Raw genomic sequence first — 21,996 nt, forward strand, 5'->3', positions numbered from 1 at the left:
GAACTTTAGTGGCTCTCACAATGATAATCACAAAGAATACATACAAACTCATGTATTCGCTTTTAAGGAAATATTATGACTATTAAAAATACTGCTACTGCTAAATATGAAGGATTAGGCAAGAAGGGAAAGGGCAGTGTGTCAACTGGTTCAGGCGCCTTTAGCGAGCAACCCTATGGTTTTCAGACTCGTTTTGAAGATAAAAAAGGGACTAACCCAGAAGAGCAAATAGCCGCTGCCCATGCAAGCTGTTTTACTATGGCGCTGTCTTTGGGTTTAGCTAAGCAAGGCTTAAGCAATGGAACATTACAAACAAAAGCAACGGTTGAACTTGAAAAAGACGGTGAGGGCTTTACTATCAGCAAGTCGCTTTTGATGCTTGATGCCACCATAGCCGGGATATCAAGAGAAAAATTTGAAAGTGCTGCCCAAGAAGCGAAGAAAAATTGTCCCATTTCTAAATTATTAAACTGCGAAATTGGCTTAGAAATAAACTCTTTCACATCGATGTCATAGTCGTCATAAAACGCGCAAAAAATGCGTATGAAACTAATCAACCCCAACTAGGGATAACCAGAGTAGGGGGTGATTAGATTGGACTAAGGCAAAACTGTTCGGTGTAATACATTCACTATGCCAACCATGGCGTTTATTTTTTAATCAGACTAGAAGCCACATTATTTGTATTATTTTGGCTGACTAAAGCCCCGATGGTTGAAAAATTGTAGTTTAGTTATGTGTGATGGCGCACAGAGCACAACACATTGCATGGTTATGCTGAGGTCATCACTTCACCAGCGATTTCGCAACTTTGGTATCAAACCGTGATGACCATGATAAACCGAGTCGAGATCGGCTTTTCGATTCTAAGATCAATAGTGGTTAAAACTAATGTGACTCGTTGCACCATGTGAGGCAATTAAAAACCCTCCTAGCTATGATTTGCACCATACCTTTGATCGTTCATGGGAAATAGCCAGGCATAAACACTATGGTAATGAGGGGACGGGAGTAACGACCCCGCCAGCAATAACACCAGTAAGCCACGCAATGTAACTATTACCCCTTCATGTAACGCAATTCTGAGCGGAAAACGGCGCGGATTGGTTATTTCAAACGTCATGTGTCATCTAAATGGCTACTATTTTCAACTTTCTAGGCTATAAAAATGTTAATTGCCCTTACCGCCTTATCGATAGCAGCAGTCCTTTTGACCATTGGATTTCTTGTCATTCATTTTTTGCCTGTTCTGAAGCATTTTCATCTGCCTGTTTCAATCGTTGCTGGATTACTGGGTTTGCTGTTTGCTCATTTTTCAATTGGATATTTCGATTTAGGCGCAGATGCCAGGGGAATTTTCCCAGAAAAGTATTTTCTTGAGATGAAGCAAGTGCCTGGGATTTTTATAAATATCGTATTTGCTACGCTGATGTTAGGCATGCCAAAGTTCAGCTTATGGAAATCGATGCATCTTGCCGCTCCCAATATTGTTATGGGGCATGCGTATGCCTGGGGCCAGCATTTTGTTGGTGCGCTTTTAGCAATATTCGTATTTTCCTATTTTTACGAAAATTCTCAGTATATGGCTCCTCTCATTGCGATTGGCTTTCAAGGCGGGCACGGCACAGCGGCGGGACTCACTGCAACCTTTGATAATCTGAATTTTACCGAAGCAGTCGATTTGGGTTTAGGGGTAGCAACGGGAGGCGTTCTCATTGGACTTATATCCGGTATTGTTATTTTTAAAATAGTTTCACGAAAAGATCAAACACTAACTCCGATTAGTAAAAATAACGGTAACGATGCTGATAGCCATGACGATCACGATGAAAAGGATAAAAAGAAAACTGACCTAGAATTTAAAAAATATATGGTATCCAAATTTTCAGTGCAAATGGGTTTCATTGTGGTCGTTATTTTTACAGGATGGGTAATGCTTAAAAGTTTGGTCTATCTGGAATCTTACTTTTTCGCTGATTCTAAAGTCAGTCTTATGGCTTACATCCCCTTGTTTCCGATGGTTTTGATCTCTTCGATATTTATAAATGCAATCTTTCGCAGAACAAGGCTCTTCAGGTTTTTAGACCGAAAATCCATTGAACAAATTGGCACGATGTCCCTTGATTTTTTAATCGTATGCGCCGTGGCTACTTTGGATTTGAACGTTTTAATGGACTACAAGCTGGCTGTCGGTTCTCTCTTGTTGGCCGGTTTAGTGTGGAATATCGGAATATTGATGCTCTTTGCCCGCTTTATTTATCCTAGCCCTTGGTACGTCTATGCTATGCCCGATTACGGTGGCGCAACTGCAACCACCGCAAGTGGTTTATTGTTAGCGGATGTAGCAGATCCCAATAGGCTTACATCTTCAAAAAAAGCTTATATGTTTAAACAGCCTTTTTACGAGCCCTTCATGGGAGGAGGGTTTGTAACAGCCCTGTCTATTCCACTCATTAAATTCTGGGGTATTTGGTCTTATTTAAGCATAACGGCGATGGCTCTTATGCTTGTTTTTTTATGCGGGTTTTTATTGTGGAGAAAACAGATTCGAACAGCAGCAAAAGTTTCTAGTTGATGCAAACATTATTTCGTAATGTGCAACAGTCAAACGGGTGGCGCACCATGAAGCTGGCTTTAGACCGTTGGTCAGACGAGGATGGGGACCAACGCGCCGCTTCCTTTGCCTATTTTCTGCTGCTGTCGATCCTGCCTTTGACCATTCTTCTACTGACGGTTGCGTCACTGTTTTTCGAACGCGAAGTGGTGACGCAAGCCCTCGTTAACTTAGTCAATCACTATACGCCGCTGACCAGCGAACAGGAGAGCACCGTGATGACAGCCATTCGCGAATGGCTACAAGCGCGAGGCCAGATCAGTCTGGCGACGATTCCGCTGTTGCTTTGGAGTGGTTTAAAGTTCCTGCGCACCCTCATTCGTACGACCAATCGTATTTGGCATTCGCGGTCTTACAGTTGGTGGCGCTTGCCTTTGAAAAGTCTCAGTTTGCTCGGCATCACCGCAAGTGCGCTGCTAATTGGCATTCTGCTGCCCGGGTTGGCGGGGTTGGTGCGCCAGTGGCTCACCACCCATCTTACATTACCCCAGTGGGCCTTTGATCTGTTGTTCGAGCTTTTTCCTGGTTTCGTGCTTTTCTACGGTTTGATTATGATTTACAAGATGACACCGAGTAGGCCCACAAAATTTTCAGAAGTCTGGCTCGGAGCGCTAGGCGCGACGGTTATAATCTGGCTTGGCAAACTGCTGGTTCTGGTCTACGCCGCAAACTTCTCGAACTTTAATGCGCTCTACGGTGCCTTGGGCGGCATTATGGTGTTCCTACTTTGGATTTATTTATCAAGCTGCGTTGGCGTATTCGGAGTCTGCTTTTGCGCTGCACAGGTGGAGATTCGGGAAAACCCGAAGTAAGGCCGACACATTCAACTCAGAAATAATTTATTAATAAGCTTAACTTGTTGTTAAACAATACGATTTCAGTTTTAAGTGGGTAAATTGTTAACTCCTAAAAAATCAAGGCTTATCAAGTGCAGGCGTCCGACGGGGATGTCGGGCACATACTTTACTTTTTGGTTGATGAACAAATCTTTGCAATAACTTATGTAATTGTGCAAACCAACAATTGGTCATCAAGTGTTGATTGCTCCTCAGTGGTTAAGTCAAGTGCAATAGGCTGATTCAGTCGTCAAACAGGCACGCGAAGAGATAAAAAGCACACCAATTTATAATTCTAGGGACACCTTCGAACGTTCAGAGGAAACAGCTCTGCATCAGCACTATAGCGCCCGAGGCTATTGGCAAAATGAACCTAGTAGGCGCCCACAAATTAGTCTATCTACTAACTCAAAATAGCTTGAAATACTTTTTGTTGTGTTTGATGGCGCACAGATAAGCAATTATTAGCCTGTTAGTTTAGTTGAACCTAAGTACGACCTTTAGTGAAGTAGGTTAACTACTGAGGTGTTTTGCTGGCGTTAGCATTATTGAAAAATGACTACTAGCGTCCGTATTGTTGTTTATGTAATCGATGAGCGGTTTGCTCAATCAACTTTATAAATTGGAAAAAGGGAGAACTTACAATGAGTTTGAGTTTGATATTGGTAATCGTACTAATTTGTATATTACTCGGGGTCATTCCCACTTGGTCACATAGTCGAAGTTGGGGTTATGGGCCAAGTGGCGGCGTTGGTCTTATCTTAATTATCCTCGTTATATTATTACTAATGGGGATAATTTAGGCAGCCTCAACTCTGGCTCAATGACGAAATTTTTGTGGATAGCAAGGCGGGAGTTCGTAAGTAATAGCTGCTGGTTATTACTAGAAATCCCAACGCAGCTAGGTGCGTAAATGGCGTTATTGAGAGGCTTAGCTTATCCAGAGCTAATGTTAGTTAGCCAAAATAGCAAAATATCCGCAAGTTACAAGGAGGTGAAAATGGCGTTAGTTAGGTGTGTCAGCGCGCTGGCACATAAGCTGATACATAAATGGTACCAATGAATACTGCATAAAAATGACAGTTAGCAATCTGGCGAACTGCCTACCTGCCTCGTGGAGGCCAATATGAAAAAATCAATTAACAAGTTACTCATTGCGTCTGGTTTAGCGTTGACTTTATGTCAAGTGAGTGGGCCTATAAGCGCAAAAACAACAGAAAATTCTCAAGATTTACGTCAACAAGTTCAGATATCAACTAGCTATGAACTCAGCCCTATACTGCGAAAAGATAAAATTAAAGTCAGTGTGGTAGACGGCAATGTGACTTTAGCCGGCAAGGTCGGCGATGGCGCAAACAAAGAACTCGCCGAGCAAATCGCCATGAGTGTTAAAGGTGTTGAAGATGTAGATAACAAAATTACCATCGATAAAGACTATGACAATGCGCAAAACAAATCGGATTATAGCTTTGGTGAATTAATAGACGATGCAACCATCACCGCAAGAGTAAAATCCAAACTACTGTAGAGTCAATACACCGAAGGTATGGAAACCGATGTAGAAACCAAAGCAGGCAAAGTGACCTTGTAGGGCGACACTGAAAGCAAAACCTGGACGTATGGCAATGAATACCAGCGGTATGGATAAGGCCAAACAAGAAATATCTGACAGTTGGATCACCACCAAAGTCAAATCGACGTTTATCTATTCTCGTAATGTGGATAGTAGCGATATTTCGGTCACGACTAAAAATGATGAAGTTACCTTGAGCGGCAAGGCACATAATGGCGCAGAGCGTGAACTGGCCATGGAGTTGGCCAAAAATGTGCGTGGGGTAAACACGGTTAATGCCGAGGCACTTATCATTTGATAACTGCATAATCTTTGTTGGGCAATCTTCAATTAATTGATCAACCACAGATTGAATAAAACAACGAATCATCTGCACACTACTGGAATTGCGCGCAGATTATGGCAAGGACGCCAAGCTACTTACTATCTAGTTCTAGATTGCAAATATGATCACTAAAATGAGTTTATTTCTAATTAACAGCCCACCACCAAAACAGCAAATAATCAGACTTAATTGCATTGCTTGTTTGCTTTGTGCGTTAACGTACAGATTTCAACATATAGCTAGTCAATAATTAGATGGTACATCTAAAAGGAAAGCGTTAAGTGGTCGTTTTACTGGCGTTGTAGAAACCTACACTTAACTGCATTGCACAAGGGCACTGTGCCTAGGAGGATAGCTTTACCATGAGTAATAAGCCTATAAAAGTTCTGTTAGTAGAAAAGTGTCCTGTATTTGCCAAACGTATTCGCACATCACTGGCCTCCAAGCAAGCCTTGGTATTTAAAGTTGTTTGGGTGCGGGAGATGGATGAGGCCACTGAATTATTGAACAGCAAACATATTGATATCGTGTTGTTGGACTTATCAGTATCCAATGGAAAAAGCGCAGATTTTGTTGAGCAAATACTGCAACAAATACCTCACGCCATCATTATATTACTATGTACCAACCTGGATAAGGTTTTTGCCCTGCAAGCCATGAGTAAAGGGGCTTCTGATTGTTTAGATAAAAGCCGTCTAGGGCAAAGCTGGCTTAAACGGGTGTTGGCTTACAATCTAATGTTGGCCAGAGCCGAAAAAATGGAGTCTATCAGCGAGGCACGATTGCATGCCATCGGCAATGCCTCATCACTTGGGGTGGTGGTATCAGACTTACTTGGTAATATCACCTACACCAATCCTGCCTACCAAGCTATTACTGGATTTAGTGCTGAACAATCGTTGGGGCAGCATTGGGCAACGTCAATTCATGCCAATGATCGCTTGCGGCTGGAACACGAGTGGCGAGACGAATTGCAAATCCAAAAAACGTTTTACTCTGATGTGAGGTTAACTCGACATGACAAAAGCACCTGTCGTGTGCGCATGACAGGTACTTTTATTAAAGACGAGCAAGGTTTATATGGACATGTACGAACCTTAGAAGATCTTACCGAACGATATAATTTGTCGTCGTCTACAATGCCATTATTAAACCCTAGTCGAACTTGGTTACCCGCCACCACAGCGCAGCTAACCATAGATGTGATGGGCGATGCAGTATTGAGTACCGATATAAACGGCAAAGTGGTGTACTTAAATCAAGCAGCCGAGCGTCTTACTGGATGGCATAATCACGAGGCTGCTGGGTGTTTGCTTGCCACTATTTTTAATTTAAAAGATCGCACTACCGGCTGCACCGCAGCGGATTCTATTCAATTTGCCTTAGCAGAAAATAAACGCATTGAATTGGTCAGAGACTGTGTGCTCATTCGTAAAGATGGTGTTGAAACCATGATAGAAGAATCTGCAGCACCCATTAATGACAAAGCAGGCCAGATTATTGGCGCGGTTTTAGTCTTTCGCGATGTCACTGAATCTCGGGTAATGACAATAAAGATGACTCATTTAGCCCAGCATGATGCGCTTACTGGCTTACCCAATCGTTTGCTGCTGCAAGAACGACTGAATCAGGCCATAAGATTGGCTAAACGCAACGATAAACTATTGGCATTATTATATTTGGATATTGATTTATTTAAAAAAATCAATGATCTGCATGGACACGAAGTGGGAGACAAGCTGTTATGTTCAATTGCTAAACGCATGGCTGATACAGTGAGAGATAGTGATACGGTTTGTCGCCAAGGTGGCGACGAGTTTGTGGTGTTATTATCCGAAATTGAGCACCCCAATGATGCCGCGCTCTTATCCAGTAAGTTGCTGGCTTCCATGGCGATTCCTCATCTGATTGATGGTAAAGAAATAGCGGTAGGAATAAGCATAGGTATCGGTATTTTCCCCAATGATGGCGAAGTGAGTCAAAAATTGATGGATAATGCTGACAGAGCCATGTTTCATGCAAAAGCCAGTGGCCGTAATTGTTATCAGTTTTTTAAAGAGTCGATGCATCGCGTTGCAAAACATCGTACCCAGATTGAAACTCGTATAAAGCGTGCTTTGTTGCAGCATGAATTTGTGCTGCATTATCAACCCCAATTTGACCTCGCTAGTGGCAAAATAACGGGGGCAGAGGCCTTAATACGCTGGCAAGATCCTGAGTTTGGTTTGCTCTATCCAGCTGAATTTATTGACGTTGCTGAACAATCGTCATTAATATTTTTAATTGGCGATTGGGTACGCTGGCAAGTCTGTCAACAGCAAAAATTATGGTTAGCAAGGGGATTAGATATTGTAACAGTGACGGTAAATATCTCTGCTAGTGAGATTGCTCAACAATACTTTTTTGAAAATATTGAAGTCGGGTTAAACGATTGTGGTCTTGCTCCTTGGTGTTTGGGTTTGGAAGTCGCCGAAAAAGATATCACTGTAAGTGCATATCCGGTTATACAACAACTTAAAGGCTTGGGCATAAAACTAGTATTGGATAATTTTGGCAGTGGAGCAGGGCATTTAAGTTACTCACAATACCTAGCGTTTGACACTATAAAAATAGCCGCCGAGATCATCCATGCAGCTGTAATGGAAACCGACAGTAAAAAAATTGCCAAGGCACTAATCGGTGTAGGTAAAAATTTAGGACAAGATATTATTGCTAAAGGTATAGAGAGCCAACAACAATTGGCTTTTTTACAGCGCAGTCAATGTACCGCGGTGCAAGGGCATTATTTCAAACATCCATTAGCATCAGAACAATTTGCACAATTGCTCGGCTATGAGGAAACGCCCTTATTGGTAAGTAACCTCAACTCAGGTTAAGCAGAGCCTCCTAGTAGTTTAATTTTTTCAACCTGCTTTTTCTTGATTGTTAAAATTAATCTTTCAACTTTTGCGTGTACTTATTTGTTTCCTTTAACAATAGGTAACTGAATAAATTATCTGAACACTATGTTTTATAGCGAACATATCTATATCAGCAGTTTAGTTAGGCTAGAAATACGACGATCCCAGACATAAATCTGAAGTAAGGGCATGTTATGAAAAGAATAGATAATCGTCGAATATTATATGATTGTCGGGGTTTGGCGAGTGGGAACAATAACAATAATATCAGTCCACATTGGCCTAAAGTACGGGTGACAGCCTCAATGATGAGGAATAACAAGGATAGTGATTTGTCTTGTGCTGAAGACAACGTTTCAAGCGCACTGGGTGATATTACGCTAATAGAAATTACTTAGCTTATACAAGGTTACGATTGAGCGTATTAATGATTAAAACAAACTGCCAGCCGCTATTGCTGATTGTGGGCGGTGGTAGATAAAATGAATAGGTTGCGTGCTAGTTTAGCAAATTCAGATTAGTGTCTTTTATCTGAAAAAACTCGGAGGAGACTTTTTCATATTACGGGCTGCGAAAATGATTGAGCTAACTATGAAGCGGCCAGAAAACACTGCAAAACGTATATTTGCCGCTATTTTTTCGCTATAACTTAGGGTCGGGTAAGTGGCATTACCCGTCGGCCGTATCCAGCAATAATATTTCGCCAATGAACAAACTAGCGTTGTATCTGTTAATCGCGCCACTGAGAACGCTGATAATTAGGGCTTGTTACCGAATCAACATAATGAGCCAATTTCGTGCATTGCAATAGTCTAATAAAAGTGAGTTTAATGCTCTACATCGTCACCAATAAATGGCACAGTTGAAAATGAAGCCTGATATGTGCGATGCCGAACACAGTAGTGCCATATTAAATGTTAGGGTAGAGCTCTTAGTTACTAGGGAAACGCTACGGCGAAGGTAGGTTAGGGATATGAACAAAATTGAACATCACCGAATACTTTTTAATAGTTTAGTTTTTACTAATACAAGGCAGGATATTGCAGGAAGTCCTTATTGGCCTAAAGTATTGGTGACACCATCTTTTAACAAGATTAACCACACCATGACATTAGTAAGCGAAATCGATAAATCGCAAGCAATATCGGAGGATTTAGCGGCAAAAGTGAAACTGCCAAGCCCACACACAATGAGTAAACTATTTACTGCAAATATGCGTGTTTTGAGCAGTATGCGAGTCTCGAAGCATGATTAATCCTCTCGAAAATAAATTGTTAAATGTATTACCACTAGAAAGTAAGGGCAGAATATTTACCGATCTCAATTTAATTCACTTGCCTTTAGGTAAAGTGATTTACGAATCAGGGCAAGACCTTGAGTTTGTCTATTTTCCCGCCGACGGCATTATTTCCTTATTTTATATAACGGAAGATGGTCATTCATCCCAAATATCTGCAGTAGGTAGCGAGGGTGTAGTGGGTATTACGGCATTTATGGGCGGTGGAAGTACGCCTTACCGCGCTGAAGTGCAAAGCGCTGGCTTCTTTTATCGTTTATCTGTCACAGCAATGCTCAATGAATTTAATCTCGTTAAACGTGTTCGCATTATGTTATTAAGCTACACCCAGTCATTTATTGCACAGATGGCACAAACGGCCGCTTGTAATCGCCACCATTCTATCGACCAACAACTGTGTCGCTTGTTATTGTTGTCGATGGATCGAATGGAAAACAATGATTTGACTATGACGCAAGAGTCAATTGCCAATATGTTAGGTGTGAGAAGAGAAGGAGTAACCGAAGCGGCAGGAAAATTACAAAAGCAAAATGTGATAACTTACTCACGCGGTAAGATCACTGTGACCGACAGAAAAAAGCTGGAAAAGCTAAGTTGTGAATGTTACGACGTAGTGAAAAATGAAACCGATAGATTAGATGCCAGTTTACCCAAGCTAAATTTGCCCCGTAACAATGCGCCTTGTTATCCTAAAGAAATGCCTATTTAGCAGGGTTATTTGCCTTGATCTGAGGGGAGGGTAGTTGGTTTTTTATCCTCCCTGTCTGCATTTTTTCTTTTATTGTCGATAAATTCTTCTGTCAAAGCGGCTTTATCTTTTACATTGTGATCTGTGCCGTGCTTACGGTCATAATCTTGCGAGTGGTTTGATTCTTTCTGCATAATAATTATTCCTTCTAAATGCTGTCTACTATCAACAGAATTGCACAACTGCGACCTATTTAGTCCTGCGAATAAGCCACACGATAATAAAAATGACTATAATGGTGCCGATGATACCGCCGCCCATAAACATGATTTACGGCTTTAAAAAGTGGTTGGATGTTCATTCAAACATGACTGGTGTGAACCGTCTGGACGCTAGCGTACATAAGCCGCAAGTAATTCGTCACCATATCGATCAGCTGTGGCGAGCCAGTATGCAGGTATGATCGCTTAAACGGGCTGATGGTCAGATTTCCGCTAATCAGAACTTCCGCCGCGGCATTTTCTTCAGCTAGTGTTGGTCAGTGAAAATGAACACCCGTGTACACCGTCCGATAGTTAAGCAGAATTTATTCTTGTACTGGATATGAACGGTAATCAGGTCTCGCAGGTTCTCGGCAGGGGGGAATATGGCGCGGATGAGTGAGTTCACCGATGCCTTGCACAGCATTATAGGGTTGGTATTAGTTAATTTCTTAAAGTGAGAAGGTACGTCCGATAGACAGCACGATACGTTCATCTGCGGTATCGATGTCTAAACTAGTATTCTCTGCTGCAATTGCGATGTCAAAGCCTGCAAGGCTGGTTTGATAGGCTAAACGGTAATGTTTATATGATTTGTTGCTACCATCCCACGTAAACTTATCGCCATCGAGTGAATTTGAGATATCAAAACTGGCACGCACAGTATGATTGGGTGTCAGTTCAATAGTATGAGCAAGCATCGAAATCACATGATCTGCACCTGTACCAAAATAATTCCAGCTATACCAAAAATTAAGCTCTGTTTGGCCCAAAAGACTGGCATAGCTGAATTTAGTGTAGGCTCCAAAATAGTTGCCATCCCTTGAATTACTTTGCCCATGGTAGCTGTAATAAGCGAGACCATAATCAACGCTTAGGGTCTCGTTTAACTGTGCATATTTGCCAACGTAAACATCCCATTCAAGATTAGTGTTATCAGCAAAATCAACATTTGACGCCCACGTACCCGCATACATGCCGGAGTCATCAAATGAATAATCAAGGCTGCCTTGCAGTGCAGGGGCGTTCTGCGTTTGACTCACACCGTTAAATGTATAATCAGATACACTCCTAAGCGTCGTTGACCAAACAGCTAATGCAGACGTAGAAAATAGTGTCAATGGCAGTAGAACTGCAAATAATGTTTTTTGAGTTTTAATAATTTACTCCTTAGCGGAGGTCTTTTAGTTAGTTGATTTAATTTTTTTGTAGTCAAGTTTGTTGTCTTTAGGCGAACTATCTATATTGCGTACCGTTTTGGTTTTGCTAACAGCAATAAATGCGGCGCAACCAAAGAACAGCCCAATGACTAATGCACCAACCCACTGAATTTTTAAAAATTCGAGTCTAAATAACAGGGTTAGCAATGAAAGAGCGACAACATTTAAAGCAATATATTTAACTTTGCCAAAACGCTTAACGGTTATATTTAAGTTGTCGGTGTATAAACGAATAAGCGAGTCGAGTGAATTGATCACAAACACGATACCCACAAAGGCCATCGCAAAGTTTTTCAAACCAGCGGTAGGAATATCCGCTTCGTGGTATTGGAAAAGTACGCTAAACCACACCGCAATTGGAATTGAAGGGAAAATCAACATCGCAGCTAGGACCTGATAGGTTTTTAAGCCACCGACAAAACGCGAGGTAAATTGACCAATCATAATGCTCCACGCAAACCACCAAAATAAGTAGAATTCATGGTAGTCGTTGAGCGGCAACACAAATTCATTAATATTACCAAAGTAGCTACCTATCATCGCTAAATTATCGGTAAATTCAGACACTTGAGTGTCACTGCCCATAAACGCGCCAAGCCACATAAAGCCAATTAATAGAATAAATAACCACGTGGTCGTGATACTTAAAAAACGTACGTATTTAATGTCGGTGCTTGAATACACAGCAAAACATATCGTTGCCAATACAATTAAATAGAAGGTTGGAACAACTGACTCACCATCGCCAAGGGTAGGTAAATACCAGGGCAGATTGGAGAGCAATAAAAAGGCAGTAAAAGCACAAGTACCGATAATGACTACATTGTTGAGAAATTTCACCCAGGGAATGTCGAAAAACTTCACCTTAGGTTCTATTACACAGAAATAAAAGCACGTAACAAAGTAAAATCCCCAGATTAGAAAGCCCCAATAAGCAAATTCAATGGCCAGTGGATTAGCAAACTCATACTCCGGGCTTGCTTTGACGTCTGCATAACCAGCAAACTCAGTGAGGGGAAACATAATCAAGCCAACATCCAGACCTGAGGTAAATAAAATGGCAATAAAGGTAAATGTTTTTACCGGAGTAATACCTACAACCCTTACATTTCCCCACTTAAATAAAATAAGAATAATGGACAGGAGAGTAAAAATAATTCCCGCATTAAGCCATGTAGTCATACTTTTCTCCCCCAAAACAAGTAATAATATTTCATCATTTCTCCGTGTTTTAAGCCTCGCATTAACCCAACACAAACAACTTATGATGCACGCCATTGGAAATCACAAAGCACAAAGCATTGCAGGTGGCATGATTAGATTTTTGAACTACGCTGCACAGTTTGCCAATCATTTGCTATGGCAACGCTTGCTTGCGCTTTACTCAGTGGTGGTTTACCTAAAATGAGGTCCGCCGCCTTTTCTGCCAACATAATGGTGGGTGCATTTAAATTGCCGTTTGGTATGGTGGGGAAGATTGAAGAATCCACCACGCGCAGTCCTGTAATACCATGTACCTGGGTGTTTGAGTTAACCACCGCCGCATCGTCTTCTCCCATTTTGCAAGAACACGAAGTATGGTAGGCACTCTCAACCGCTTGGCGTACAAAGGCATCAATTTGTTCGTTTGTTTGTATCTCTTTGCCTGGCTGAATTTCATCATCGCGATATTCATCAAACGCACTTTGCTCGATAATTTCACGGGTTAAACGTACACAGGCTCTAAATCCTTCAATATCATCTTGGTGTTGTAAGTAATTAAATTGAATTTCTGGCGCCACCGCAGGATCGGCTGACTTAATGGTCACCGCACCGCGACTTTTTGGTTTGTTATGACCCACATGCACTTGAAAACCATGCCCAGCAAAGGCACTTTTGCCGTCATAACGCATCGCTGCGGGTAAAAAGTGATACTGAATATCAGGCCATTCAACTCCCGGTTTTGAGCGAATAAAGGCGCAAGACTCAAAGTGATTAGTCGCCCCAAGACCACTGCGGGTTAATAGCCAGCGCGCCCCGATCAAGGCTTTCGAAATCAAACCAAGCTTGCCATTTAAGGTAATGGGCTTTTTACATTTATATTGAAAGTAAAACTCCAGGTGGTCTTGTAGATTTTGCCCAACGCCCGGTAAGTGATGTTTAACCTCAACACCGGCAGCCTTTAGCGTATCGCTATCGCCAATGCCTGAAAGCTGTAATAAGTGCGGAGAGCCTATTGGTCCGGCACTTAACACGACGTCTTTGCTCGCCTTAGCTGTTACTTTACTGCCATTAACGCGGTACTCAAGGCCAACGGCTCTTTTACCCTCAAGCACTATCTTTTCCGCTAAGGCACCGGTGACAATGCTTAAGTTGTTACGAGACTTAACCGGGTCAAGATACTCTCGACTTGTGGAGCTGCGTACCCCGTCTTTTACTGTCATATGCATGGGGCCAAAACCCTCTTGCTGAGCAGCATTGGAATCGTCAGTGGCGGCATACCCGGCTTGCTGACCGGCTTCAATAAAGACTTTGTAAAGTGGGTTGGCCATTTCATTGCCATTATTAACCCCTAGCGGGCCCTTATCGCCACGATACGTATTTTTGCCTAAATAAAACGTTTCCGCTTTTTCAAAATAGGGTAAACAAGATTGATAATCCCAGCCCTCGGCGCCGAGCTGTTGCCACTGGTTAAAATCTTTTGCGTGACCGCGCACGTAGACCATGCCATTGATCGACGATGAGCCGCCCAACACTTTGCCGCGCGGGCAATGCATTTTTCGGTTATCCAAAAAGGGCTCAGCTTGTGTATGAAACTGCCACGCGTATTTATCAGAATTCATCGGTATTGATAAGGCCGTGGGCATTTTAATAAAAATGCTTTTATCGCTACCGCCTGTTTCGAGGAGTAAAACCTGTTTACTGCTGTCTTCAGATAATCGGTTGGCCAATACACAACCGGCAGAGCCAGCACCTACGATGATGTAATCATATGTTAGTGTAGTCATTAAAATGGACTCTCTATGTTGCTCATACCCACATAAATTGATTTGGTTTGGGTGTAATGATCAAGGGTTTCGATGCCGTTTTCGCGGCCAATGCCAGATTGTTTATAACCGCCTACAGGCATCTCTGCGGGTGAATTACCGTAACTGTTGATCCAACAAATCCCTGCTTGCAATTGATGAATAACGCGGTGAGCACGTTTAATATCTTGGGTAAACACCCCAGCTGCTAAGCCTACGTGAGTGTCGTTAGCACGGCGAATGACATCGTCCTCATCATCAAATACCAGCACACTCATAACTGGGCCAAAGATCTCTTCTTTGACGATGGTCATGTCATCGCTACAGTCGATAAACACGGTCGGTGCCACAAAGTAACCATTTGGTGCAGACGCGGGGTTCAATGCTTTACCACCAGTTAAAAGTGTCGCGCCTTCAGCGATGCCGATCTCGATATAACGCATGACTAAATCTTGATGGTTTTTTGATATAAGTGCGCCAAAATTAACCTTAGGATCGAGGGGGTCGCCGGGGATAATGTTCTGTTCGGTGCGGGTTTTAAGCTCATCAATAAATTGCTGATAGACATTTTTGTGAACGTAAATACGCGTACAGTTTGTGCAAATTTCGCCTTGGGTATAAAAGTTTCCAAGCATCGCCGCACTAACCGCTTGCGATACATCGGCATCATCGAACACCAGCAGTGGTGACTTACCACCAAGCTCCATGGTGACTGCTTTAAGCGAGCTCGCTGCACTGGCAACCACTTTTTTACCTGTGCCCACTTCACCGGTAAACGATATTTTTTCAATATCAGGGCTTTGGGTAAGCCACTGGCCAACTGCAGCCGCGCCTTGCACAACGTTAAATACGCCAGCGGGTAAACCTGCCTCGGTAAAAATTTCAGCTAACTTAATCGCGCTTAATGGGGTTTCTTCGGAAGGCTTAAATATAAGGGCATTACCCGCAGCAAGGGCTGGGCCTGACTTCCAACAGGCAATTTGCAGTGGGTAGTTCCACGCACCAATACCGGCGCAAATCCCTAAGGGTTCTTTGCGGGTATAATAAAAGTCTTCGCCAGCCATTTGCTGCTGGCCAACTTGTGCCGGAGCAAGTCCGGCAAAATATTCAATCACATCGGCGCCCGTTTGCACATCAACACACTCTGCCTCTTGCCAAGGTTTACCGGTATCGAGCACTTCAATTTTTGCCAGTTCATCATTGCGCGCACGCAGTAAAGTTACGGCTTTTAATAAAATGCGGCTACGCTCAATCGGCGTCATTGCCGACCAGATAACAAAACCTTGTTTAGCGCTTTTAATGGCGGCGTTTTGAATAAAGCCATCAGCGACTTCAACATGATAGATCACCTCATCGGTGGCAGGGTTTTTAAGCGCAAACGTTTCACCGCTTTGATTGGCTAAAAATTGGCCATTAATAAAATTTTGATAAACAGGCGTCGTCACATTATTCTCCATACAGTTTGATAAGAGTGTTGTCTTTGCCTTCAATCGCATAGCCTTGCAACTCGTCAATAGAGCGCAAATGATTGTCGCTTTAGAACAATCATCTATTTTTTCGAAATCCTCCAAATCCCTTAGCTTACTTTGCTTAAAGTACAGACCAACAGTGCTTTAGTTAGTGGTTGAGCCCCTTTAGTTTGTTTCAGGCAATGCGTAAGCGATGATGTAATCGCCTATGGGGGTCTCCATAAAATGATGGCCACCGGCAACAATCACAATGTACTGGCGGCCGTCTATTGCATAGACCATTGGTGTTGCTTGGCCACCCGCTGGCAGCACGTCTTCCCAAACAGTTTTGCCAGTGGCTATATCGATAGCACGGATCAAGTTGTCAGTGGCAGCAGCGATAAATATTAGGCCGCCTGCAGTAACGACCGAGCCCCCATTATTTGGGGTGCCGATTTCAACTGGCAGCATGGATGGAATACCGAAAGGGCCATTAGCCCGTGCCGTGCCTATTGGACGATCCCAGAGTGTTTTTCCGCTCGCTAAATCAATGGCGCGGATGCCGCCCCACGGTGGCTGTTTACACAACAAGCCCGTGTAGGGCATACGCCAACCCGCGTTAACATCAACCGCATAAGGTACACCGATTTGAGCCGCTCCCTCATTTTCTGGATTGCCTTTGGGTTTACGCGGGTCGTCTCGCGGAAACCAGCCGAGCTGGTTGGCTTCTTCTCTAGGTACTAGACGATTGTAATTTGGCATGTCGTTGTAATTGGCGATAATAACACCCCGTTGTGGGTCAACCGACACACCGCCCCAGTCTGAGCCACCGTTGTAGCCTGGGTACTGGATGTAGTGTGTGTCTGCAGTGGGCGCAGTGTAAATGCCGTTGTAAGTTGCCTCGCGGAACTGGATGCGGCACAGCATTTGGTCAATTGGTGACATGCCCCACATGTCCTTCTCAGTGATGTCAGTTTTGCGCAGGGAATGATAAAGAGAAAACGGCTGGGTTGCCGTACGTTGCTCAGGTTCAACGCCGCCAGCCGGAACGGGGCGTTCTTCTATACCAGTGAGTGGCTCTCCTGTGCGGCGATCGAGTATGTAGATTTCGCCCTGTTTGCTAGGCAAAACAAGGGCCGGAACTAAACCAGTGGGCGTGGGAAAGTCAATAAGCGTGGCTTGCGAGCCTAGATCGTAGTCCCATACATCCATGTGCACGGTTTGAAAGTGCCAGGCAGGCTTGCCGGTGATTACATCGAGGGCGACCAACGCGCTGGAATACTGGTTTTCCTTTACTGAGCGTGAGCGACTATTGTAGTCTGCTGCCGAATTGCCCATCGGCAGATAGACCAAGCCTAGTTGCTCGTCACCCGATGTCATGGTCCACATGTTGGCGGTTCCACGGGTGTAAGTTTCTCCCTGCGGTGGCATGCCAGACAAGTCTGGACGCGCTAAATCCCAAGCCCAGCGCAATTCACCAGTGATTGCATCAAAGCCTTGGATCACGCCCGAAGGAGCATTGCGCCTTTCGCCGTCTAGGATCTGGTGACCCACCACGACAATACCGCGCACAATGGTTGGCGGAGAAGTGATTGACACCATACCCGCTGCCATTATTCCCATACCGCTTGTGGTGTCGACGTTGCCGTTGTCACCGAAGTCGCTGCAGGGAAGGCCAGTTTTCGCATCAACCGCGACCAAACGTGCGTCGAGTGTGCCCTCGATAATACGATTTGCGCAAGCTTGTGTGCCGGCTGTGGCGAAATGGGCCACGCCGCGACAGGCCGCAGTATAAGGGATGGCGTCATCGGCTATCTTAGGGTCGTAGCGCCATTGCTCCTCGCCAGTGCGGGCATCGAGTGCAATCAGGATATTTCGTGCCGAACACAAATATACGGTGTCGCCAATTTTCAGCGGTGTTGTCTCAGCTCCCCATCGTTCTGGTGGAAGATCGCCTGTGCGGTACTCCCAAACGCGCGTCAGTTGTGCAACATTGTCACGATCGACCTGCGTCAGCGCAGAAAAACGTTGCGCTTGGTAGTTACCACCGTACGCTGGCCAGTCGTTATCCACTGGCGTTTCGGTCGTGATGTTTGAAACGAGTGATACCGCCGGCACGCTACCATTCACCGTTGGATGACCTGCGTTTATTAGGAGCAGTCCGAGCGTAACTACTACCGTGGCGAAACCACTTAAGCCCAGCACTGTAAAAAGGCGCACCGATCGAACCGGCTTTAAAACTGGCAGAGCCGCTAGCACAAGCAGCAACAAAATCGACAAACCAAAAATTCTCGGCACCAAGGCCCAACCATTGAGGCCGACTTCGAATAGGCTCCAAAGCAAGGTCACGACGAACAATGCGGCGTAAATTGTGGCACCGAGTCGTCTGTGCAAGAGCAGTAGAGCACCCGAAACGATAAATGCGATTCCGGCTGGTAAGTAGTACCACGAGCCGCTAAGCACAATTAACCAGATACCACCAATCATCATCGGCAAGCCGAATAGGATAAAGAACAGACCTAGCGCAAACACCGCCCAGCCTTTTAAATCCGATGGTTTTTTCATTGTTCAGTCATCATCGCTAAGGTGTTGTAAGCGTATTTCGATGGGTAATTGCCTGCGTTTTGATAGTCGAGTGTCTGCATGCTCATTCTCCTATTGATGCCGCCAGAATGCGACAATCACTTAAATCCTGCGAAATCTTAAAAACCCTAGATTGCACTCTGGCGTTGTCTAGGTCTGTTCGCTAACGAACAGACCATGGTAGCGTAACGTTTATAGTGGCTGACTAGCCTGAGTTGATGGGCATCAAACAAGTCATTAGACAAATCGACTGCAAAAGATGGTTGAGACTTTGATTAAAGTTAAGAGGAAGTTCATGAGTCTTTTTAGTATGAAACATAGTAAGGCGGCCTATCGCGCCGACTTTGTGCTATATGGCGCCGCAGTCTTGGTATTGTTGGCATTCCTGTTACAGACTGAGCGGTATGGGCAATGGTTGGAGTTCTCGGTTCTCCTGGGATTGGGGCTGGTGAGCTGGACCCTTATTGAGTATGCATTACACCGCTTTGTGATGCATGGTCTGCAGCCGTTTAGCCGATGGCATGCTGAACATCATCAACGGCCAACGGCATTAATATGCACACCCACTATAATAAGCATGCTGCTGATCGCAACCCTAGTCTTTCTTCCTGTCCTGCTGTTATCAGATAATCTATGGCAAGCCTGCGCACTGACGCTTGGTGTGGTAGTCGGCTACCTGTTCTACTCCGTTATGCACCATGCCACTCATCATTGGCGAGCTGAAAGTGCTTGGTTGAAGCAACGCAAGCGCTGGCATGCGCAGCATCATTGCAACATTGTGCAGCCTGCGTGCTTTGGTGTAACGAGTGGATTCTGGGATCATGTTTTCAGAAGTTCCGCTCAGCACAGGAAATAACATGGTAGCAGACACATCATTGGCAAAAACGACTCCATAGCCGAAGCTGCAGTCATGACGTTGGCGATGTCACATTTGAGATAATTTTACTAAAACAAGCCCCTTTTTTCATTTAGTTATCTATCAAATTAATCTAAACTCTATATATTAATCGTTTTTATAGATGAGTTTTTAGTATGAAATGGCCCAACCTTAAACATCTGCACTACCTAGTAAGCTTGCATCAAGAGCAGCATTTTCATCGTGCAGCCCAACATTGCCACATCAGCCAATCTACTTTAAGCACGGCTATTCAAAATCTTGAAGAGCAATTTGGCACCCAGTTATTAGAGCGTGATCATAAAAACTTTGTATTTACTCCTTTTGGATTAGAGCTGGTTGAACGCAGTAAAGTCTTACTGACTGATGCCCACGAACTGGTGGACTTTGCTCAAAGCGCTGGTAACTGGCAGGCGGGTAAGTTGAAGTTAGGGGTGATCCCCACTATCGCGCCTTTTTTGTTTGAGGGACTGATTGCCCAAATTCACCAAAACTTACCTGACATTAATTTGCAGTTACAAGAAGACACCACCGCTAATTTGCTCAGCCAACTCAACGAAGGCGCATTAGATTTGCTAATTTTGGCTCTGCCGATGGAAACCCCAGGCTGCAAACAACTCGTGATAGGTCATGATCCCTTTCATTTAATTGCCCACAGTGATCTGGTGCCCACCTTACCGATACCCTTAGATGTCTCTGCCTTACCCAAAGAAAGTATTTTTCTTTTACAGCAAGAACACTGCATGACGGGCCACGCAGTAAGTGCCTGTGGTCTAAGTTATAAAGAACAAGTGAGCTCGCTGTCTGCCAGCAGTTTGTATACCTTAGTGCAACTGGCTAACAGCAAATTGGGTTTTACCTTTATGCCTGAACTTGCCATCAAACATCACATCCTCAAGAGTACACCCTTAGTGTCTATGCCTGCTGAAGACAAAGCCTACCGAGAAATTGGTTTAGTTTGGCGCACAGGCACAACGCGGGTGAGGTTATTTCGTTATCTAGCCAATCTACTAGCACCACTGATGCCTATTCCTACCTTGGAGCGATAATTGTTTTGCATTAAAAATAAGATGAAAAATAGTTAATCATTTTTAAACTTTTTTTCGACCTGCATCGACTTTAGCTATGAACATACAAAACAGGGAAACAAATCAGTGTTTGAGAAAAGCGATGAACAGCTTATTGCAAAAGCACTGCAAGGTAATAAACAGGCTTGGATAAATTTACTCAAGCGCTACGAAAAACCTATTTATAACTACGGCGTTAGGATGACTGGCAAACATGAAGATGCCTTAGATCTGATGCAAGAAGTGTTTATATCGGTTTATCGAAATCTTGCAACTTTTCGCCAAGAAGGAAGTTTTAAAAGCTGGTTATTTCGCATTGCTCATTATCGATGTATTGAGTTTTATCGGCGTAAACGTCCTATGGACGGCCTCGATGACATACCAGAAATCGAATGTGAACAAGCACCGAGTGAACAGCATATTGATAGTGCGATAGAAAACAGACTCTTGATCCAAGCTATGCAGCAATTGCCCTTGGCGCAGAAATCCGTCATAGAATTAAAATTTTTTGGGCAATTTACCTTTGACGAGATAGCAGAGTTGACTGGAATGTCAGCCAATACCGCGAAGTCAAGAATGTATGGCGCCTTAGAAAAATTAAAAACCCTAATGGAGGTCGATTATGCCTAGTTATCAAAACGAGCAACTGCTTGGCATGTGGTTGGACGGCCAGCTCAATGAGCAACAAAGACAGGCATTTGAGCAACGTTGCTTAGATGATGCCGGGTTTGCTCAGCAAGTTGAAGCAGCCAATATGTTCAATTTGCACGCCCAGCATTATGTTGAACAAGAAGTACCTCAGTGGGACAGAGCTGCAACCTTTGACCAAACTGAAAAAACACCGTGGTGGCATTGGCAAGGGCTCTCTGGGCTTTCGATAGCGCTGTCTGTGGTAGCCATGTTTATGGTTGTAACGGGCTTTCAAATAAAAGTTGATGAAGGGGCTGTAACGATAAGTTTTGCTGATAAACACAGTAGCCAAGAGCTTGAAAGGCTTGTTAATGACAAACTTCAGCAATATCAGCTTGAACAGCAGCTTGCGATGAATCGTTTCACGCAATCCTTGCAGCAACAGCAATTGGACGCCAGTGGTCAATTAACGCAATACCTATTGACCTCGAGTCGTAAAGAACGGCGTGAAGATTTTGCCGAACTGATCAAATTTATTAATGAGCAGCGCACTGATGATCAATTGTTTTATGCGCGTCAGTTAAATCAGTTACAACAAGATGTTTATAGTCCCGCTCAAACGGGTATGAATATCAGCAAAGAGTAAGGATAAAAA

General features: G+C 43.8%; 20 protein-coding genes. 14 read left to right on the forward strand and 6 right to left on the reverse strand.

Annotated elements, in window-relative coordinates:
- Positions 1 to 75 precede the first annotated feature (75 nt).
- The 10 genes from ABKW31_RS14105 to ABKW31_RS14150 all read left to right on the forward strand — a co-directional run bounded on the left by ABKW31_RS14105 (position 76) and on the right by ABKW31_RS14150 (position 10,254).
- Positions 76 to 516, forward strand: coding sequence for an OsmC family protein (locus tag ABKW31_RS14105; protein WP_348617187.1), 441 nt, complete (start codon positions 76 to 78; stop codon positions 514 to 516).
- Between the two features lie 652 nt (positions 517 to 1,168).
- On the forward strand, positions 1,169 to 2,575 hold the full coding sequence (locus tag ABKW31_RS14110) for a sodium/glutamate symporter (RefSeq protein ID WP_348617188.1): 1,407 nt from the start codon (positions 1,169 to 1,171) through the stop codon (positions 2,573 to 2,575).
- 47 nt (positions 2,576 to 2,622) lie between these two features.
- Positions 2,623 to 3,426 (forward strand): YihY/virulence factor BrkB family protein, encoded by an 804-nt coding sequence (locus ABKW31_RS14115; RefSeq protein WP_348617189.1) that lies wholly within the window; start codon positions 2,623 to 2,625, stop codon positions 3,424 to 3,426.
- 674 nt (positions 3,427 to 4,100) lie between these two features.
- Positions 4,101 to 4,253: a DUF3309 family protein gene (locus tag ABKW31_RS14120; protein ID WP_348617252.1), complete on the forward strand. Its 153-nt coding sequence runs from the start codon at positions 4,101 to 4,103 to the stop codon at positions 4,251 to 4,253.
- Between the two features lie 323 nt (positions 4,254 to 4,576).
- Positions 4,577 to 4,978, forward strand: coding sequence for a BON domain-containing protein (locus ABKW31_RS14125; RefSeq protein WP_348617190.1), 402 nt, complete (start codon positions 4,577 to 4,579; stop codon positions 4,976 to 4,978).
- Between the two features lie 97 nt (positions 4,979 to 5,075).
- Positions 5,076 to 5,321 carry a BON domain-containing protein gene (locus ABKW31_RS14130; protein WP_348617191.1) on the forward strand — a complete coding sequence of 82 codons (246 nt, stop codon included), beginning with the start codon at positions 5,076 to 5,078 and terminating at the stop codon, positions 5,319 to 5,321.
- A 389-nt stretch (positions 5,322 to 5,710) separates the two neighbouring features.
- Complete coding sequence (locus tag ABKW31_RS14135) at positions 5,711 to 8,224, forward strand: EAL domain-containing protein (protein ID WP_348617192.1); 2,514 nt, start codon at positions 5,711 to 5,713, stop codon at positions 8,222 to 8,224.
- A gap of 218 nt (positions 8,225 to 8,442) precedes the next feature.
- Positions 8,443 to 8,646, forward strand: coding sequence for a hypothetical protein (locus ABKW31_RS14140; RefSeq protein ID WP_348617193.1), 204 nt, complete (start codon positions 8,443 to 8,445; stop codon positions 8,644 to 8,646).
- Between the two features lie 575 nt (positions 8,647 to 9,221).
- Positions 9,222 to 9,503: a hypothetical protein gene (locus ABKW31_RS14145; RefSeq protein ID WP_348617194.1), complete on the forward strand. Its 282-nt coding sequence runs from the start codon at positions 9,222 to 9,224 to the stop codon at positions 9,501 to 9,503.
- Complete coding sequence (locus tag ABKW31_RS14150; protein WP_348617195.1) at positions 9,496 to 10,254, forward strand: Crp/Fnr family transcriptional regulator; 759 nt, start codon at positions 9,496 to 9,498, stop codon at positions 10,252 to 10,254. Before ABKW31_RS14145 ends, ABKW31_RS14150 begins: the two co-directional genes overlap by 8 nt.
- A gap of 5 nt (positions 10,255 to 10,259) precedes the next feature.
- Here ABKW31_RS14150 and ABKW31_RS14155 read toward each other — a convergent pair whose 3' ends face one another.
- The 6 genes from ABKW31_RS14155 to ABKW31_RS14180 form a co-directional block, all read right to left on the reverse strand.
- Complete coding sequence (locus ABKW31_RS14155) at positions 10,260 to 10,427, reverse strand: hypothetical protein (protein WP_348617196.1); 168 nt, start codon at positions 10,425 to 10,427, stop codon at positions 10,260 to 10,262.
- Positions 10,428 to 10,945: 518 nt separating this feature from the next.
- Positions 10,946 to 11,656: a TorF family putative porin gene (locus ABKW31_RS14160; RefSeq protein WP_348617253.1), complete on the reverse strand. Its 711-nt coding sequence runs from the start codon at positions 11,654 to 11,656 to the stop codon at positions 10,946 to 10,948.
- A 21-nt stretch (positions 11,657 to 11,677) separates the two neighbouring features.
- Positions 11,678 to 12,895, reverse strand: coding sequence for a BCCT family transporter (locus tag ABKW31_RS14165; RefSeq protein ID WP_348617197.1), 1,218 nt, complete (start codon positions 12,893 to 12,895; stop codon positions 11,678 to 11,680).
- A 134-nt stretch (positions 12,896 to 13,029) separates the two neighbouring features.
- Entirely contained in the window at positions 13,030 to 14,700 is a 1,671-nt protein-coding gene (gene betA / locus ABKW31_RS14170; RefSeq protein ID WP_348617198.1) for a choline dehydrogenase, read from the reverse strand.
- The gene (gene betB, locus ABKW31_RS14175; RefSeq protein ID WP_348617199.1) at positions 14,700 to 16,163 is read right to left on the reverse strand and encodes a betaine-aldehyde dehydrogenase; all 1,464 of its coding nucleotides are present in this window, start codon (positions 16,161 to 16,163) and stop codon (positions 14,700 to 14,702) included. Before betB ends, betA begins: the two co-directional genes overlap by 1 nt.
- A gap of 189 nt (positions 16,164 to 16,352) precedes the next feature.
- On the reverse strand, positions 16,353 to 18,731 hold the full coding sequence (locus tag ABKW31_RS14180; RefSeq protein ID WP_348617200.1) for a membrane-bound PQQ-dependent dehydrogenase, glucose/quinate/shikimate family: 2,379 nt from the start codon (positions 18,729 to 18,731) through the stop codon (positions 16,353 to 16,355).
- Between the two features lie 313 nt (positions 18,732 to 19,044).
- Here ABKW31_RS14180 and ABKW31_RS14185 point away from each other — a divergent pair, with 313 nt between their 5' ends.
- The 4 genes from ABKW31_RS14185 to ABKW31_RS14200 all read left to right on the forward strand — a co-directional run bounded on the left by ABKW31_RS14185 (position 19,045) and on the right by ABKW31_RS14200 (position 21,987).
- Positions 19,045 to 19,605 (forward strand): sterol desaturase family protein, encoded by a 561-nt coding sequence (locus ABKW31_RS14185; RefSeq protein WP_348617201.1) that lies wholly within the window; start codon positions 19,045 to 19,047, stop codon positions 19,603 to 19,605.
- A 176-nt stretch (positions 19,606 to 19,781) separates the two neighbouring features.
- Positions 19,782 to 20,693 (forward strand): LysR substrate-binding domain-containing protein, encoded by a 912-nt coding sequence (locus ABKW31_RS14190; protein WP_348617202.1) that lies wholly within the window; start codon positions 19,782 to 19,784, stop codon positions 20,691 to 20,693.
- A 105-nt stretch (positions 20,694 to 20,798) separates the two neighbouring features.
- Positions 20,799 to 21,341, forward strand: a complete 543-nt coding sequence (locus tag ABKW31_RS14195) for an RNA polymerase sigma factor (RefSeq protein WP_348617203.1) — start codon at positions 20,799 to 20,801, stop codon at positions 21,339 to 21,341.
- Positions 21,334 to 21,987 (forward strand): hypothetical protein, encoded by a 654-nt coding sequence (locus tag ABKW31_RS14200; protein ID WP_348617204.1) that lies wholly within the window; start codon positions 21,334 to 21,336, stop codon positions 21,985 to 21,987. The genes ABKW31_RS14195 and ABKW31_RS14200 overlap by 8 nt, the downstream gene beginning before the upstream one ends.
- The last annotated feature ends 9 nt before the right edge of the window (positions 21,988 to 21,996 follow it).

The sequence above is a fragment of the Paraglaciecola sp. 25GB23A genome, assembly GCF_040012495.1.
In the GTDB taxonomy this organism is placed as follows: Bacteria; Pseudomonadota; Gammaproteobacteria; order Enterobacterales; family Alteromonadaceae; genus Paraglaciecola.